This is a genomic window from Parasporobacterium paucivorans DSM 15970 (assembly GCF_900141895.1).
Lineage (GTDB): Bacteria > Bacillota > Clostridia > Lachnospirales > Lachnospiraceae > Parasporobacterium > Parasporobacterium paucivorans.
Map to the genome: position 1 here is coordinate 25,989 of NZ_FQYT01000005.1, position 17,824 is coordinate 43,812.

Annotated in this window: 16 protein-coding genes; 10 read left to right on the forward strand and 6 right to left on the reverse strand. The window is 44.6% G+C overall.

Going from position 1 to position 17,824, the window contains the following annotated elements:
* Positions 1–21: 21 nt before the first annotated feature.
* The 5 genes from BUA79_RS02860 to BUA79_RS02880 form a co-directional block, all read right to left on the reverse strand.
* On the reverse strand, positions 22–1,209 hold the full coding sequence (locus tag BUA79_RS02860; protein ID WP_073992854.1) for a ribose-phosphate pyrophosphokinase: 1,188 nt from the start codon (positions 1,207–1,209) through the stop codon (positions 22–24).
* A 2-nt stretch (positions 1,210–1,211) separates the two neighbouring features.
* Positions 1,212–2,204 (reverse strand): ATP-binding protein, encoded by a 993-nt coding sequence (locus BUA79_RS02865; RefSeq protein WP_073992855.1) that lies wholly within the window; start codon positions 2,202–2,204, stop codon positions 1,212–1,214.
* Between the two features lie 12 nt (positions 2,205–2,216).
* The gene (locus BUA79_RS02870; RefSeq protein ID WP_073992856.1) at positions 2,217–3,251 is read right to left on the reverse strand and encodes a DnaD domain protein; all 1,035 of its coding nucleotides are present in this window, start codon (positions 3,249–3,251) and stop codon (positions 2,217–2,219) included.
* Between the two features lie 130 nt (positions 3,252–3,381).
* Positions 3,382–4,764: a UDP-N-acetylmuramate--L-alanine ligase gene (gene murC, locus BUA79_RS02875; RefSeq protein WP_073992857.1), complete on the reverse strand. Its 1,383-nt coding sequence runs from the start codon at positions 4,762–4,764 to the stop codon at positions 3,382–3,384.
* A gap of 88 nt (positions 4,765–4,852) precedes the next feature.
* A complete protein-coding gene (locus BUA79_RS02880; RefSeq protein ID WP_073992858.1) occupies positions 4,853–6,121 on the reverse strand; it encodes an amidohydrolase in 1,269 nt (422 codons plus the stop codon).
* Between the two features lie 245 nt (positions 6,122–6,366).
* Here BUA79_RS02880 and spoVG point away from each other — a divergent pair, with 245 nt between their 5' ends.
* From spoVG to ftsH, 9 genes are all read left to right on the forward strand, one after another.
* On the forward strand, positions 6,367–6,654 hold the full coding sequence (spoVG, locus tag BUA79_RS02885) for a septation regulator SpoVG (protein WP_073992859.1): 288 nt from the start codon (positions 6,367–6,369) through the stop codon (positions 6,652–6,654).
* Between the two features lie 68 nt (positions 6,655–6,722).
* On the forward strand, positions 6,723–7,295 hold the full coding sequence (gene pth / locus BUA79_RS02890; protein WP_073992860.1) for an aminoacyl-tRNA hydrolase: 573 nt from the start codon (positions 6,723–6,725) through the stop codon (positions 7,293–7,295).
* A gap of 19 nt (positions 7,296–7,314) precedes the next feature.
* Positions 7,315–10,836: a transcription-repair coupling factor gene (gene mfd, locus BUA79_RS02895; protein ID WP_073992861.1), complete on the forward strand. Its 3,522-nt coding sequence runs from the start codon at positions 7,315–7,317 to the stop codon at positions 10,834–10,836.
* Between the two features lie 219 nt (positions 10,837–11,055).
* Positions 11,056–11,358: an HU family DNA-binding protein gene (locus BUA79_RS02900; RefSeq protein WP_073992862.1), complete on the forward strand. Its 303-nt coding sequence runs from the start codon at positions 11,056–11,058 to the stop codon at positions 11,356–11,358.
* A 73-nt stretch (positions 11,359–11,431) separates the two neighbouring features.
* A complete protein-coding gene (locus BUA79_RS02905; protein WP_073992863.1) occupies positions 11,432–11,671 on the forward strand; it encodes an RNA-binding S4 domain-containing protein in 240 nt (79 codons plus the stop codon).
* An 85-nt stretch (positions 11,672–11,756) separates the two neighbouring features.
* Positions 11,757–12,056: an FtsB family cell division protein gene (locus BUA79_RS02910; RefSeq protein ID WP_073992864.1), complete on the forward strand. Its 300-nt coding sequence runs from the start codon at positions 11,757–11,759 to the stop codon at positions 12,054–12,056.
* 59 nt (positions 12,057–12,115) lie between these two features.
* Positions 12,116–13,525 carry a tRNA lysidine(34) synthetase TilS gene (gene tilS, locus BUA79_RS02915; protein WP_073992865.1) on the forward strand — a complete coding sequence of 470 codons (1,410 nt, stop codon included), beginning with the start codon at positions 12,116–12,118 and terminating at the stop codon, positions 13,523–13,525.
* The gene (hpt, locus tag BUA79_RS02920) at positions 13,515–14,036 is read left to right on the forward strand and encodes a hypoxanthine phosphoribosyltransferase (protein ID WP_073992866.1); all 522 of its coding nucleotides are present in this window, start codon (positions 13,515–13,517) and stop codon (positions 14,034–14,036) included. Before tilS ends, hpt begins: the two co-directional genes overlap by 11 nt.
* Before the next feature lie 38 nt (positions 14,037–14,074).
* Entirely contained in the window at positions 14,075–15,871 is a 1,797-nt protein-coding gene (ftsH, locus tag BUA79_RS02925; RefSeq protein WP_073992964.1) for an ATP-dependent zinc metalloprotease FtsH, read from the forward strand.
* Between the two features lie 37 nt (positions 15,872–15,908).
* Here ftsH and BUA79_RS02930 read toward each other — a convergent pair whose 3' ends face one another.
* Complete coding sequence (locus tag BUA79_RS02930) at positions 15,909–16,793, reverse strand: LysR family transcriptional regulator (RefSeq protein WP_073992867.1); 885 nt, start codon at positions 16,791–16,793, stop codon at positions 15,909–15,911.
* Between the two features lie 148 nt (positions 16,794–16,941).
* Between BUA79_RS02930 and BUA79_RS02935 the strand changes: the two genes are divergently transcribed.
* Entirely contained in the window at positions 16,942–17,727 is a 786-nt protein-coding gene (locus BUA79_RS02935) for a DAPG hydrolase family protein (protein ID WP_073992868.1), read from the forward strand.
* The last annotated feature ends 97 nt before the right edge of the window (positions 17,728–17,824 follow it).

The window sequence follows — 17,824 nt, forward strand, 5'->3', positions numbered from 1 at the left end:
AGGAAGACCTGCAGCTTTTTGCTATTTTCTGTGTTTTCTCTTATATTCATCGACCAGCTTGTTGATTTTCTGGATTGGATCCAGAAGATAACTAATGGAAGAATCATGGTTGAGGGTATCAATCATCAGGGCAATGTACTTGCTCATATCGACACTCAGATAGTATGGTTTGGAGAGCAGTTCAGGAGTCTGATATATCAGGTTAGTGGTAAGGACCCTGTCTATGATTCCGTCTTTATGAGCCTTATCGAAGACCGCAAGTCCGTTGGTAAACAGTCCGAACGTTGAAATGACGAAAACCCTTCTGGCTTTTCTTCTTTTCAGTTCCGTTGCGGTGTCGATCATACTTCCGCCGGAGGAAATCATATCGTCGATGATAAGAACATCTTTTCCCTCCACGGAGGCTCCTAAAAATTCATGGGCAACAATGGGGTTGGTACCATTAACGATTCTGGCATAATCCCTTCGTTTGTAGAACATACCGATATCGAGACCAAGGACATTGGCAAAATATACGGCCCTTCCCATGGCTCCCTCGTCAGGGCTGATTACCATCATATGTTCCGGTGCAATGTCCAGATCATTCTCTGCGTTCATCAGTTCTTTCAAAAACTGATAGGTTGGCTGGATGGTTTCGAAGCCCTTGAGAGGTACGGCGTTCTGTACTCTTGGGTCATGAGCGTCAAATGTAAGAATATTCTCTACACCCATAGATGTAAGTTCCTGAAGGGCAAGCGCACAGTCAAGCGATTCCCTTGCAGTACGTTTATGCTGTCTGCTTTCGTATAAAAAAGGCATGATGACAGTGATCTTTTTTGCTTTTCCACCGACTGCCGCGATAATACGCTTCAGATCCTGGTAGTGGTCATCGGGAGACATATGGTTTACCGCGCCACAAAGCTTGTAGGTCAGGCTATAGTTGGTAACATCCACGATGATATAAAGATCATCGCCTCGCACGGATTCCCTGATGATGCCTTTGGCTTCCCCAGAACCGAAACGTGGAACATCTGTACTAACGATGTAGCTGTCTTTAAGATAGCCGTTATAGTTAATGGAATGCGTATAATTGCTTTCCCTGTTCTTACGCCATGAAGAAATGTACCAATCTACCTTCTCGCCAATACTTCTGCTCCCGGACATGGGGATTATTCCCAGCGGCCCGACGGGTATCATCTCCGCTATGTGCTCTTCAATTTGTTTCTCCATATTCAGCCCTCCAATTTTTTCTTTACGCGAATATCATCGCCAAATATTTTAAGCATCGTATAATTGCTGGTTATTCTTGAAAAAGTTCTTTCAGAATAGGTCTTTTGCAAGTCCTCGATTGAAAGATTTGTTGACATGATAGTCGGACGCTTACTCAGGTACCGCTCATTGATACAGTTAAATAATCCCGAACTGGTGAAGGAATTAACGAGTTCGGTACCCAGGTCATCGATAATTAATAAATCACAGGTCAAAATATGCTTCATAATGTATTCTGCATTATCCGTATCATTCCCCCGTCTGAATGTTGCATCGGAAAGGAGTTCGAATAATTTGATTGCAGATAAATAAATGACGGAATAGGACCGCTCGATCAGCTCCTTGGCAATGCAGCTGCAAAGAAATGTCTTGCCGGTTCCCGCTTCTCCATAAAAAAACAGATTGTCATATACCGTTCCGAAGTTTTTGATGAAGTTTTTACAGATGGAGACGACTTTCTGAATATTCTTCAGAGGAGTTGTCCCAGTGATTCTGTTTGCTTCCGTATCCGAATAATATTTGAAGGAAAATTTGTCGAAATTTTCCTCTTTCAATATTTCCTTTATATTTGACTGATCATATAGAATGTTGATGATTTCCTGCGTAAAGCAGTGACACTTTTTGCTGTCGATATAACCGGTATCCTTGCAGTCGCGGCAGTAATAATCTGTCTCCAGATAGTCTTTGGAATAGCCTGCAGATTTTATAAGTTCTGCTTTTTCTTTGCCAAGACTGGAGATAGCCGTCTTATAAGAGGATGCATCTTCGGCATTTCCGTTAAGGAGCTGCTTAGCATACGCAACCGAAAGGGCAGCAACCTGATTGTCAATTTCTACGAGCCTCGGTATCCTAGTATATACTTCCTTTTTTCTTAAGTCAAGTTCACGTTGCTTATTCAGCCTCTTTTGGTCATAAGTTCTGAATATCTGATCATACTGGACTTTGCTCAAAGACAATGGTGTTTCCTCCTAATTGTTATTTAAAAGCTGTTTTTCCAGTTCTGCATAATTGTACGTGCGTTGGGAGAAGCTGTTGAAATTGTTCTTTGCCTTCTGTACAGACACAGCCGGCTTTTTGCTGTTATGCTCCTCGTCCAGTGACTGCACCTCCGTCAGGTGGTGGATTCCTCTTTCCTTCCACTTGGTCAGTATGGAGTCCGCATATTCAAAGCTTGGCTGATGGATGGAACGGATGGTCCGGTTGCAGGCTTCAATAATAATGTCAATGTCGAATCCATAGGAATTGGTCCATTTTACGATAAAGGCTTTTTCTTCATTGCCTGGATTTCGGCCTGAAATACCAAAGGCTTTTAATACGGAGAAGATGCTGTTGCTGTAAAGGCTGGCAGCCTCCTTTGCCTCAGCAACCGTACATATATTATGGGAAGCCCAATCCAGGGCCACTTTTTCAATATATCGCATGCTTTTGTGGTTTTTGGAAACGCAGTATTCAAAAAGGTATTCGATAAGGTCATGGGGAAAAGAAAGAACATCATAAAAGTATAAAATGGTGTTTGTATCCGCCGGGCTCAAGGTTTTGCCCAGATATTTCTGGATGATGTACATAAGCTGTGAAATATCTTCCTTGGCCAGAAAGCTTTCCAGATCATCACGTGAATATACCGGTTTTTTCTTGTCTTCTACGATGGGTTCCATTTGCGGCTGCGGGGACTCGGCTGGTTGTTCGCTGTCTTCTTCCGAAAAGGAAGGGACTTCCTCGAAACGGATACCGCCGAGGTGTTTCTGCGAATCATAGGTCAGGGTCATCAGCCCTTTGCCTTCCCAGAAGGTCAGAGCTCTCAGAATGTCCTTTTCAGTGTAATTGAAAACATCGGCCATTTTGCACACCGATAAATCCCTGCTTCCGGAGGAAACACATTTTAAGAGATAAAGATATATTTTGACAAAGTCACCATTTGCATGGGGCATATAGCGGTCGATAAAGATATTCGGCACAGCGGTAAAGCCGGCCAGGTTTTTACATTCAAGATTCAGCATATTCATTATAGTTCATTCCAATCGGCAAATAGTTTATTTCGTTCATTATAGCACAGCAACTTGTTTTTGTTAACACGACTGAAGCTTGAGATATCGACTTTACAAGGTTTCCCGGGTGTGTGGATTGTGTGGATAACTACTGTCCGAGCAGCCTTTCCCCAATTAACACAACGTCTCCAGCACCCATAGTTATCAACAAGTCACCGTTAATACAATTTTCTAATAAAAAATTTTCAATGTCATCAAAGGATTGGAAATGATAAGCTTCCTTTCCAAGTTTTACGAGCTCATCCAAAAGATCCTTGGAAGAAATATTCAAGGTGTTTTTCTCCCGGGCCGCATAGATATCCGTCAGGACAACCTTATCGGCAAGGGTAAGGGCACTGGCGAAATCCTTAAGGAACACACTGGTTCTGGTATATGTATGTGGTTGGAAGACACACCACAGGGTCTTGTGAGGATACTTCCTGGCTGTGTTTAAGGTTGCCCTTATCTCATCCGGATGGTGGGCATAGTCATCCACAACGGTGATGCCTTTAATGCTTCCCTTGAATTGAAATCTTCTGTCGCAACCTTCATAGGCAGCAAGAGATTGGATAATCAAATCTATTGGTACACCCATGGTACGGGCGGTGGCGACAGCGGCCAGTGAATCTTGAATGTTATGGAATCCGGGTACCTTCAGAGAAATTCTGCCTGCAAAGCTTCCATTTTCCATGAGGTCATAATGGCCGTTGGCAAACTCGTCGTAGGCAACGTTTGCTGCGCCATAATCACTGTTGTGGAGGCCGGTTCCAAATGTGACGATTCGGGCGTCTGTTCCCTGCGTTATGTAGTCGAAGTCTTCTATGTCACTGCTGATGATGAGGGTTCCATCCAGTGGCAGCAGGGAGGCAAAGTTACGGAAACTTTGACGAATGTCCTGGATGTCCTTAAAGAAATCCATATGGTCAGCATGTATATTTAAGATTACGGCGACAGTCGGAGAAAAAGACAGAAAGCTGTTGGTATATTCACAGGCTTCTGTGACAAAATTGCCTGATTTTCCGATTCGGAGATTTCCTTCGATTTTTTTTAGCATTCCGCCGACCAGCACCGTAGGATCGGAATCGTTGTCTATCAGGATATGGGAAATCATGGAAGTGGTAGTGGTTTTCCCGTGTGTTCCGGCAACACCAACAGCAACCTCGTAGTTCTTCATGATTTGTCCCACCAGTTCTGCCCGTGGAATGGAAGGGATCCCAAAAGAGTGGGCCCCGGCGAGCTCTGGATTATCTTCTTTGATGGCTGCAGTGTAAATGACCAGGTCGATGTCGTTATCCAGATTTTCAGCACTTTGTCCGATGTGGACGGTGATTCCCAGGCGTTCCAATCTTTTGGTGAGATCTGATTCCCTGGAATCGGATCCGGATACGGTGAAGCCTTTGGTCAGCAGGATCTCAGCAAGGGCACTCATGCTGATTCCGCCGATACCTATAAAATACACGTGGATTTTATTTGAAAAGTCTATTTTATACATAATATTTTCCATTCCCTGATTTATTTATTTTGATATGTGTTTTAATGATTCCAAACTATTATATACAATATAACACGAAAATCAATCGTTATTTCATCGAATGCAGAAAAGCGGCCGCTTTGGAATATATCTCTTCTACATCCTGGTTTATGTAGAACAAACCGTCCTCATAGAGGATCTTTCCATTCACCATGGTCAGCCTGACATTTTGTTTTGAACCGCTATACACAAGGTTTTTAACGGTATCGTTGATCGGGCGCATATTCGGCTGGTTCAGGTCGATGACGGCCAGGTCTGCTTTTTTCCCCACGGCCAGCTTATCGCAGTCAAAAAGTCCCATGGCAAGGGCTCCCTGAGTTACGGCCATGTCCAGGACAGATTCTGCCGGACACGCGGAAGCGTCGTGCATCAGCTGCTTTTGAAGGGCTGTTACCAGGTACATTTCCCTGAACATATCCAGGCAGTTGTTGCTGGCAGGACCGTCTGTTCCAATCGCTACTGGAATTCCCTGGCGCAGATATCTTTCTACAGGTGCAATCCCACTGGCCAGTTTAAGGTTGGATGCGGGATTGGTTACCACGAAAAGTCCCCGGTCCTTGAAAATTCGGGTGTCTTCTTCACTCAGATGTACGCAGTGAAAACCGCCACCGCCAAAATTATGGATGCCAAGCTCCTCGAAGAGTGCAGTGGGGGTTTTGTTATATCGGGACATACAGCCCTCTACTTCCGCCAGGGTCTCGGAATTGTGGGTGAACACGGGTGCTTCATGCCGAGCCGCCATGTCCGCGATCCCCTCCAGGAGATTCCGGCTGGTGGTGTACTCTGCATGAAAACCAAGCTTATATGAAAGCAGGCTGTCGGGCTGGTTGAAGTTTTTGTAATGCTCCTCCATGATTTCCAGGGATTCCTGGAAATTGTTGAGGCAGCCGCAGATTACAGTCCTGAAGCCGCAGTCCGCCGAGGCAGCAGCGACCGCAGGAACGTGAAAATACATGTCAAAATTGGCTGTAATTCCGCTTGTAAGATATTCCATCAGGGCAATGATGCTGAAGATATATGTTTTATCGGGAGTCAGCTTTGCTTCCATTGGAAAGACGCTTTTATTCAGCCATTCATCCAGGGGGCGGTCATCGGCAAAGGAGCGGAGGAACGTCATGGGAGAATGGGTATGTGCATTCTTGAATCCGGGAATAATCAGGTTGCCGTTCAGGTTGATTTCCCGGTCACATTTCGGTCCATCGGGCCTATGCGGACCGATATAACTGATCCGGTCATCCGTGACATAAAGGTCGCCTGAACGGATATGAAAAGTATCGGAGCAGTCCAGAATCTGGGCATTGTAAAAGCGTATAATCATTTGATTGATCCTCCTTTTGTCAGACGGCCGCGGGTAACTTTAAATCAGACTGAAACATCAATAAAATTATAGCACCAGTAAGGGTCAAAGACCATAAATATTTATAAAATCTATTCACTAAACAAAGGGGATATGTTATAATATATCAAAGTTATCTGTTATTTTCTTTATTAAGTGGTTGTTTTAAAATTACTATATAGGTGCATCCATTGTGTAGTATTCACAAACAAGGAGGGAACATAACAATGCAGATTACAGACGTAAGAGTAAGGAAGGTAACGAAAGAGGGGAAGATGAAAGCAGTCGTCTCCATAACATTTGATGCGGAGTTTGTTGTTCATGACATTAAAGTGATTGAGGGAGAAAAAGGTCTCTTTATTGCGATGCCCAGTCGTAAAGCAGCAGATGGTGAATACCGTGACATTGCCCATCCGATCAATTCGGAGACCAGGGAACGTATCCAGGAGATAATACTGGAGAAGTATCAGCACGTTCTTGAGGAAGAAGAGGTACTCGAAGAGTTTGAAGAATAAATAGAGTTTAACCGGGGGCGTGGATATTTATATCCAGGCCCCTTTTTGAGGAAAAGAGGACATTTAATATGCATATTATTGTAGGATTGGGAAATCCAACCACGAAATATAGAGGAACAAGACACAATATCGGTTTTGAAATAATTGACAGGCTGGCGGATGTCCATAGAATAAGCATAGACACCGGAAAACATAAGGCTCTTTGCGGGAAGGGAGCCATTGAAGGGGAAAAGGTAGTATTGGCCAAACCAATGACATTCATGAACCTGAGCGGAGAGTCCGTGAGGGCACTGGTGGATTACTATAAAATTGATGTTGAAAAAGAACTGATAATTATATATGATGATATAAATCTGGAACCCGGTGCGTTAAGAATCAGAACAAAGGGGAGTGCGGGGGGACATAATGGAATCAAGAGCATTATAGCCCATCTCGGAACCCAGAATTTTGCCAGGGTCCGGGTTGGCGTTGGAAGCAATAAATCACATGCGGACCTGGCGGATTTTGTCCTGAGCCACTTTTCGCCACAGGAAAAAATAATGATGGAGGAAAGCGCCGGGGAAGCAGTCAGGGCGGTGGAGACCATTGTTGCCGCAGGAATAGAAAAAGCGATGAATGATTTTAATGGATTAAAAAAGTAATCATAAGGATGTGAAGGATTTGAAAGCATTGGTTGCTCCGCTGTATGAACTTGAAGAATTCAAGGCGGTAAAAAGCCAGCTGGGACAGTATACGGGACCTGTTCAGGTTTCCGGATGTATTGAGTCTCAGATGGAGCATTTTATGTACAGTATCGGTGATGGCTTTAACACAAAAGTCATCATTACTTTTAGTGAGCAGAAAACCAAGGAAATATATGAAAACTACAAGCTGTATGACCAGGAAGTGTACATATATCCGGCAAAAGACCTGATGTTTTACAATGCGGATGTGCATGGGAATTATATAGTCAAACAGAGGCTCGATGCAATCAAGGCAATTGTCGAAGGGCGTCAGGCCGTCATTATAACTACGGCGGACGGTCTTATGAATAAAATTCTTCCGATAGAAGCTGCAAGGGATAATATCCTGCATTTTAAATCCGGTCAGCGGCTGAATCTGGAAGAGCTTGCAAAAACCCTCAGGAAACTTGGATATGAGAGAGCTGTCCAGGTGGAGTCACCAGGATTTTTTGCAATCCGGGGCAGCATCATTGATATCTTTCCTTCAACGGAGGAGTCTCCCGTACGTATCGATTTATGGGACGAAGAAATCGATTCCATAAAATATTTTGACGTGGAAAGCCAGAGATCCGTTGAGAATCTGAAAGAGGTCACGGTCTATCCGGCTTCTGAATATATTCTTACACAAGAACAAATGGAAGAAGGCATACGCAAGGTACGCGAAGATGCCGAGGCTTTGGAAGCTTCGTTCCGAAGCGGGATGAGGACGGAGGAAGCCCACAGGATAAAAACCATTACGGAAGAATTTTGTGAACAGGCGCTGATATCCCAGGGAAATGTGGCATTGGACAGCTATATCGGCTACTTTTTCCAGACCCAGGTTTCTCTGCTGGACTATTTGGATCCGAAGAAAACCATCTGTTTTATTGATGAGCCGGATCGGGTGCAGGAAAAGGCAAGGGCCGTCATGTTTGAATTTAACGAGAGCATGATGCATCGTCTGGAAAAAGGATATGTTCTTCCCGGGCAGACGGATATACTTTATTCCCCACAGGAAACTCTGGACAGGGTAAAAAGATTTAAATGTGTCCTGTTCACAGGACTCGGACAGGCCCCAAAGGATTATGAGGTGTCTGAAAGCAGAATGATATCTGCCAAAAACATCAATTCTTATCAGGGGAATTTCCCCCTCCTGACCAAAGAGTTAAAAAAATATACATCCCAAAAGTACAGGGTTATTCTGCTATCCGCATCCAGGACCCGAGCAGCCAGACTGGCCGAAAATCTCAGGGAATATGACCTGAATGCCTTTCATACGGAAGATGAGGAAAGGGTAATCACCGGAGGGGAAATCATGGTTATGCAGGGGAATCTGCATAAAGGCTTTGAATACCCGGATATCAAGCTGGTTATCATCACTGAAAAAGATATCTTTGGAGAAAAGAAAAAAAGAAAAAAGAAAAAATCGACCTATTCCGGGGAGAAGATAACCAATTTCTCCGAGCTTGGAACAGGAGATTATGTGGTTCATGAAAACCATGGTCTTGGAATATACCGGGGAATTGAAAAAATCGTAACCGATAATGTGACCAAGGATTACATAAAAATAGAATATGCAAACAGCGGAATCCTTTACATTCTGGCTAGTAAGCTGGATATGATCCAGAAATATGCAGATGCATCCGCCGAGAGAAAGCCAAAGCTGAACCGGCTGGGTTCTGTGGAGTGGACAAAGACCAAAACCAGAGTGCGGGGAGCAGTAAGGGAAATTGCCAAAGACCTGGTGAGGCTCTACGCAATACGAAAGGACCGGGAAGGGTTCCAGTATTCACCGGATACGGTATGGCAGAAGGAATTCGAGGAGATGTTTCCCTATTCTGAGACGGAAGACCAGCTGAATGCCGTTGAAGACATAAAAAGGGATATGGAAAGCAAAAAAATCATGGACAGGCTCATCTGCGGGGATGTGGGATATGGAAAGACCGAAGTGGCCATACGGGCAGCATTCAAGGCGGTACAGGACGGAAAACAGGTAGCCATTCTTGTTCCTACTACCATCCTGGCCCTTCAGCATTATAATACGATTACGGACAGAATGAAGGACTACCCGATCACGGTCCAGCTTTTGTCCAGATTTAAAACGGCAACCAATCAGAAAAAAGGCATCAAGGGTCTTGAAAGCGGCATGTCGGACATAGTGGTTGGGACCCACAGACTGCTTTCGGCAGATGTTAAATTTAAGAACCTGGGGCTTCTGATCATCGACGAGGAGCAGAGGTTCGGGGTAGTCCATAAGGAAAAGCTGAAAAAACTGAAGGAAAACGTGGATGTGCTCACTCTTTCCGCCACCCCGATCCCCAGAACTCTTCATATGAGCCTGATTGGTATCCGGGATATGAGTGTACTGGAAGAGCCTCCGGTAGAGAGGGTGCCGATTCAGACCTACGTGATGGAATACGATGAAGAAATCGTACGGGAGGTTATAAACCGTGAGGTGTCCAGAAAAGGGCAGGTTTACTACGTATATAACCGAATCAGCGACATTGATGAGGTGACCGATAAGATTTCCAGGCTGGTTCCCGGATGCAGGGTACGTTTCGCCCATGGGCAGATGCATGAAAGAGAGCTGGAAGGCGTGATGTATGAATTCATCAACGGCGAGGTGGATGTACTCGTAACCACTACCATCATCGAAACAGGCCTGGATATCTCCAATGTAAACACGATTATTATACATGATTCTGATAATTTTGGGCTTTCCCAGCTATATCAGCTTAGGGGAAGGGTCGGCCGCTCCAACAGGACGGGATATGCGTTCCTGATGTACCGGAGAAATAAAGTTCTGAAAGAAGTAGCCGAAAAAAGACTAAAAGCTATCCGGGAATTCACCGATCTGGGGTCCGGGATCAAGATTTCGCTGAGGGACTTAGAACTCCGGGGAGCTGGCAATATACTGGGGTCAAGCCAGCATGGACACATGGAGGCGGTCGGCTATGACCTTTACTGTAAAATGCTGAATGAGGCCGTGCAGGAAATGAAGGGAATAAGGACTGGGGAAGAATATGAGACCACCATTGACCTGGATGTCGATGCATTTATTCCTCCCCGATATATCAAAAACGAAAGCCAGAAGCTGGATGTATACAAGCGAATTGCCCAGATTACATCGGATGGAGAATACGAGGATATGCAGGATGAGCTTGTTGACAGATTCGGGGATATTCCGAAACCGGTGGCAAATCTGCTCCTGGTTGCTTTGATTAAGGCTAAAGCACACAGGAACTATGTTACAGAGATAACCAATACGGAAAAATGGATAAAATTCATCATGTTCGAGAGTGCGAAAGTGGACGTGAACAAGATTCCGGAGATTATTCAGAAGCATAAAAAACGCCTTACCATTACGGTTGAAAAGAACCCTTATTTCACATATTTTTTGAAGGAACCGCTGCGCGATATGAAGGAAATGAAGACGATAATATGGGGGGTTCTGGACGATATTGGCAGCATTATGGAATAATGTCGGAAAAACGCCCTGAAACCATTGAAAAATCAAGGAAAATTGGCAAAATTCCTTGACAAACCCTGCGTAAACAGATATAAATATACTTGAAGGTTGCAGTTTTGCGCTGATACGTAATTTTTGCGCAGCTGCTTATCTGTAAGTGCCCCGCTTTTATCGCAGGCGGAAGTCATTAATGTCCATATTAGTGTACAAGAGCAGAGGAGGGTTTTATCCATGAACAAAGCAGAATTGGTTGCGGCAATTGCCGTAAAGACAGAGTTATCAAAGAAGGATTCAGAAAAAGCGTTAAAGGCTTTCACAGACGTCGTGGCAGAAGAACTTAAAAAGGGTGAAAAAGTTCAGTTAGTTGGATTCGGAACATTCGAAGTTACGAAGAGAGCTGCCAGAGAAGGAAGAAATCCGAAAAGCGGAGAACCTATGAAGATACCTGCATCAAAGGCTCCAAAATTCAAAGCTGGAAAAGCATTAAAAGATACGGTTAATGTAACCACAACAACAACTAAAAAAAAGAAATAAGAAAAGTTTAAAAGACACCCTGCTTTTATCATAAAAGCAGGGTGTTTTGTAAAGTGAACGGGAGGACCGATATATGAGACTGGACAAATATTTAAAGGTTTCCAGACTGATCAAACGTAGGACGGTCGCAAATGAAGCCTGCGATGCAGGACGGGTTTTCATTAATGACCGGCAGGCAAAGGCGTCCGCAGAGGTTAAGGTTGGCGATGTCATTGTCATAAAATTCGGGACAAGAGAGGTCAAGGCTGAGATTCTCAGTGTTCAGGAGACTGTGAAGAAGGATGAAGCAAAAGAAATGTTCCGGTATTTGTGAAAATAGCTCAGAAGGTATTGAAAAAAGCCAGCCGGTCAATTAAAATGAAAGACAAGGGATACTTGGTTTTATCGGAGGGTTGAAAATGAGAAAATATGGAAAGAAAAGAAGCCGGAACAGGCTGGGAATATTTTCCATCGCAATCGTGGTGCTGCTCATGGGGACAGTACTCACCACTAAAATGGTGTATCTCCACAACCGGAATGTGGAAATGAATGAGCAGAAAGCCGAATTGCAGGGACTTCTTGAGGATGAGACACTCAGGAAAGATGACCTCGAAAAAGAACGTATTTATGTCCAAACAAAGAAATACATCGAAGAAAAGGCATATGGTCTGGGGTATCTGTATCCGGATGAAATCATATTTAAACCAACTGAAAAATAAAAGGCGGGCATTTCGATTTCGTATTGAAGTGCTTTTCTTGTTTTTTACATATATTTGGAATGGGAGAAGTCATGACGGGAAGGGTAAAGGAATATCTGCTTAAAAACAGGCTGATTCAAAATGGAGAAGGCGTTGTCCTGGGAATTTCGGGCGGAGCGGATTCTGTATGCCTTCTGTCCGTCCTGCATAAGCTCAGCCGGGCTATGAACCTGAAGCTCACTGTTGTGCATGTAAATCATGGCATCCGAGGGGAAGAAGCCGTGGAGGACAGCAGGTATGTGGAAGGACTGTGCAGGGAAAGACAGATACCCTTTCGGCTGTTTTGCGTGGATGCCCCTGCAACGGCCGCCCGGGAGAAGCTGTCGGTTGAGGAGGCCGGAAGAAAGCTGAGATATCAGCTTTTAGAGCAGGTCCGACTGGAAACCGGCGCCGATAAAATAGCTGTGGCCCATAACAAAAACGACAGTGCAGAAACCATGCTGTTCAACCTTTTTCGGGGAACCGGGATAAAAGGGCTGTCGGGAATAAGGCCCTGCCGGAATCATATAATCAGGCCAATACTGTTCCTGGAGCGAAAAGAAATTGAAGAATATCTGGAGACTGAAGGGCTGCCCTATAGAACGGACAGCACGAACCTGGAGACGGATTATATGCGGAACAAAATCAGGCTGAAGCTTTTTCCGGTCATTACCGGAGAAATAAATACCAGGGCAGTCAGCCATATAACGGATGCCTGCGCGGAAATTGCCGAAACAGAGGAGTATCTTGGCAAAATCACGAATAATTCGTATGCCGAAACGGTAAAAGAGAAAGAAGGCATGCTGTTCATAGATGGTGCAGCCTTTCAAAGGCTTGAAAAGGTAATCAGGAAGAGGATTATCCGCAAAGCGATACAAGAAATGGCGGAAAGTCTTAAAGACATAACCAGAACGCACATAGAGGATGTGCTGGAACTTCTTGACAAAAACGTAGGTAAGAAAATTTCCCTCCCGTACGGTGTGGAGGTTAAGAGAACTTACGATGGTATAACCGTTTATAAAGAGGATCGAGTGCAAGCAGCGGCATCCCTGGAACCCCTTGAAATCGAAAAAAACGGAAGCTACACGTTTGACGGAGGAACTGTCACATTGCGGCTTCTGGACGAGGGGATAAATAATGATGAACTTGGGGGAAACCACTATACGAAACATTTCGATTATGATAGAATAAAAGGCAATTTAACTATTCGGACCCGCCGGCAGGGCGACTATATTACCATAAGCCCAGGCTGTAAAAAGAAAAAACTTAAAACCTATTTCATTGATTGCAAAATCCCAAGGGAATACAGGGATGAGACACTTCTTCTTGCAGAGGAAAACCACATATTATGGATAATAGGGCAGGAGCGGATCAGTGAATATTATAAGTTGTCGGAGAATACCCGGAATATTTTGGAAGTAAGCTATATTGGAGGGCATGATGAAAGATAAAATCAGTGTGATGATATCGGAAGAAGATGTGAATCGGAAAATCAGAGAACTGGGAGCAGAGATATCAAAGGATTATGAAGGAAAGGATCTTCATATGATCTGCGTGCTGAAGGGCGGGGCCTTCTTCATGTGCGAACTGGCCAAGAGGATCACTGTTCCGGTTACAATCGATTTTATGTCCGTTTCCAGTTATGGAGGAGAAACGGAAAGCAGCGGAATTGTAAGGATTGTGAAGGATCTGGACGAACCGGTGGAAGGAAGGGAAGTCCTGGTTGTAGAGGATATAGTAGATTCCGGCAGGACATTAAGTTATCTGATGGGGATGCTGCAGGATAGAAAGCCGAAAAGCCTGGCGCTCTGTACCCTGTTAAATAAACCGGACAGAAGGGTAACGGAGGTCCGGGTGGATTACATCGGATTTGATATACCGGATAAGTTTGTAGTTGGATTTGGACTTGATTACGGACAGAGATACAGAAACCTCCCATTCATTGGAGTGGTGGAAGAGTAAAATGAGCGAAACAGGAGGACGGAAGTTTGAATAAACAGATGAAGGGCATGGGATTTTATGTCGTAATTGCATTGATAATGATTACAACCCTGTATTTTATGACAAGCAACAAAAGTACCGGAACGGATTACACAGAAACACAGTTCCTCAAGGATCTTCAGGCTGGCAAAGTAACCGATGTGGTCATTACGCAGAATGAACAGGTTCCCACAGGAAGCGTTATCGCGACCCTAAAAGATGGGAATAACAAACAGATTTACATTGAGGATACAGGAAGAATTGTCGGATATCTCCTGGAGAACAATTACGATAATTATGTAATTCGGGATGTGGAAAAACCAAGCTTCATCATGACGACCATTGTCCCTATTGTGATAGGACTCATCCTTGTTTTTGTGATTTTTTCTGTCATGAGCAACCAGGCTGGCTCCGGCGGCAATAAGATGATGAATTTCGGAAAAAGCAGAGCCAAGAAAAGCACGGATCTTTCTAAAAAAGTTTCCTTTAAAAACGTAGCCGGCCTTGATGAGGAAAAAGGGGAATTGGAAGAAATTGTTGATTTTCTGAAATTTCCAAAGAAGTACACCGAACTGGGAGCAAGAATCCCCAAAGGAGTACTGCTTGTAGGTCCTCCGGGAACGGGAAAAACCCTTTTGGCCAGAGCGGTGGCAGGAGAAGCTGGTGTTCCGTTTTTCAGCATATCCGGTTCGGATTTTGTGGAAATGTTTGTGGGCGTTGGTGCGTCCAGGGTCAGGGATCTGTTTGAGGAGGCAAAGAAAAATGCTCCTTGTATCGTGTTTATTGATGAAATCGATGCTGTTGCCAGAAGAAGAGGAACGGGCATGGGCGGCGGACATGATGAAAGAGAACAGACTCTTAACCAGTTGCTGGTGGAAATGGATGGTTTCGGTGTAAACGAGGGAATCATAGTAATGGCGGCCACAAACAGGGTGGATATTCTGGATCCGGCTATCTTGCGGCCGGGTCGTTTTGACCGTAAGGTTGCCGTGGGAAGACCGGACGTCAGGGGTAGGGAAGCCATCCTGCAGGTTCATTCCAAAAACAAGCCTCTCGGGGATGATGTCAATTTGGATACAGTGGCTCGTACGACGGCTGGATTCACAGGAGCCGACCTGGAAAACCTTATGAATGAGGCGGCTATTCAGGCGGCAAAGAAGAAAAACAGCTTCATAACGCAGGGAGATATCGAGCAGGCGTTCATCAAAGTCGGCATAGGCACAGAAAAGAAAAGCCGGGTAATTTCAGATAAAGAAAAGAAAATCACGGCGTATCATGAAGCCGGTCATGCCGTCTTGTTCCAGGTACTTCCAGACGTAGGTCCCGTACATACAATTTCTGTGATTCCTACAGGAGTGGGAGCGGCCGGTTATACGATGCCGCTGCCTGAAAATGATGATATGTTCAGCACAAAAGGGAAAATGCTCCATACCATTATGGTTAGCCTGGGAGGCAGAATCGCTGAGGAGATGGTGTGCGACGATATTACGACGGGCGCATCCCAGGACATAAAGCAGGCTACCGGAATAGCGAAGGCCATGGTAATGAGATATGGAATGTCCGAGAAAGTCGGAATGATATGCTATGATGACGACACGGATGAAGTCTTTATCGGCAAAGATCTGGCGCATGCCAGGGGATATGCGGATCAGACGGCATCCATTATCGACATGGAAGTGAAAAGGATTGTAGACGAATGCTATATAAAGGCAAAGGACATCCTGGAGGAATACAAAACGATCCTTCATAAATGTGCCGAGCTTCTTATCGTAAAAGAGAAGATCGGACGGGAAGAGTTCGAAGCATTGTTTGAATAAAAGAGACGAGCGTATGTCAGGCTGACATGCGCTTGTTTTATTTTTGTGAAAACTGCTGTGTAAACAGGTTAACTCCCGGATTCAGATTATCATTTCTCCAGGCGGCTATTGCGGTGATGGTCTCGGGCTGGGGCGCAGGCAGGAAGTACTTGTAGTAGGAAAGTTCCATCCGGGTAATCCCGGTGTCCACGAGGGCAACCCCGAGACCGGAACGGACGTAAATTAGCTGCGAGGCTATATTGGGACTGTAAATCACTTTGCTGCAGCTGAAACCAAAATTGGATAAGAAGCGGTTCACATCCTCCAGACGGCCGGGAGAATCAGTTACGGAAGGAACAATAAAGGTTTCATCCCGAAAATCTTCCATCCTGAGATCCGATTTTGCGGCAAGGGGATGGGATGTGCTCATAAGTATCAGGGGAAGAACATCGGAGATTTTGTGGGAAATCACGTTTTGTATGTTCTTCATTTCGAAATCCAGCGTAAAAATGACATCCATTTTTCCATCTTTCAGGCCCTGTCTTAATTCCTGGAAGGAGCCGGTAATCAGGGACAGGCTGATTCCGGGAAATTTCTGCTGGAAAGGTACAATATAGTCCGGAACAAAAAGTTCCATATTAAAAGGATCCAGACAACCGATTATCAGATTCCCGGTTTTCCCCTGTGAGGCATTGACGGCTGTGGCGACTCCCTTTTCTATGTTCTCGATGGATTCGATAAGGTGCGTCAACATAATGGCACCAGAGGGTGTAAGCTGCAGATTCTTTTTGTTGTGGTTGAAAAGATTAAACCCGAGTTCCTTCTCCAGCAGGGAAATCTGACGGCTGATATTCGGCTGCGAAGTATAGTGCTCCTGTGCGCATTTTGTAAAGCTCAGATGCTTTGCGGCGGATATGAAATATTTTATCTGGTGTGTTGTCATGGGTGACCTCCTTTGTTTTATTATAACAAATATTTAATTAAATACAATTATATATACAGATATGTTATTAAATAATGCCATATAGATATTTTTACTTTGAGGTCCTTCGTGTTAAAATTACAGAAAGAAATATAAAGGAGACGATTCAATGAAAAAAGTAGCTGTAACCAGGGAAGAAAAGGCATTGCCATATTACAAATATTTCAACCGCGAAATGGCAGAGGCACCGGCTGAAAAAGTAAAAATCGGGGAGGGTCCTCAGAATGATCCCCGAAACGGAGTAAAATTAGAAGACAGGAATAAATACCTGTCTGGAGAAGCGCCCGGATTTGAGGTTGGATTCTGTGTAATGGAAAATGGAACAGGACTTGTGGCGAATAAGACATTTATGCAGGGAGTTACCGGTGAGATGCTGGACTGGTGGTTTCCATGGCATAGCGTTGGCTCTGATCTGCGATATAAAATATGGGATAATGAAGATCATTACTTCGCAAAAGCAGATAAGGTGGAATATGTTGTAGACCCGAATGTGCCGAACAGCCAGAAAACCTGGGGAGTGAACCATCAGATACTGGAGGACATCGGGTCCGGTCCGGAGCCGCTTTTGCTTTGCTTCAAACGCCCTAAAGACATGGGATTTGATGAAAGTATACTTGGCACTGAAAAGTGTGCTTCCCTCGTATGCGGTTATGGCATCGGAACTCCTGCCATCATGGTGCATAAATGGTATCCGGTGGAAGGCGGTGTGATGTTTGAATCCCGTTTCTGGATCGGATACACGGCAAAGGACGGTGAATTCATTAAAGTGGTTCCGGAAGGACAAGCAATTCCCGAAATTGTCACCAGAAAACTGTTCCAGCACAATATAAAGGAATACACGAATCTTGCGAATTTTCTTCCGGAAATCTATGCCGAGGAAAAGGATAACTTCTAAAAAACGATGTATGCGGACAGCCTTCCGGGGCTGTCTCATTTTAAATGGAAGGCCTTAAATTGGTTGACAAAGGTAGAAAAATATTTTACAATCGGTT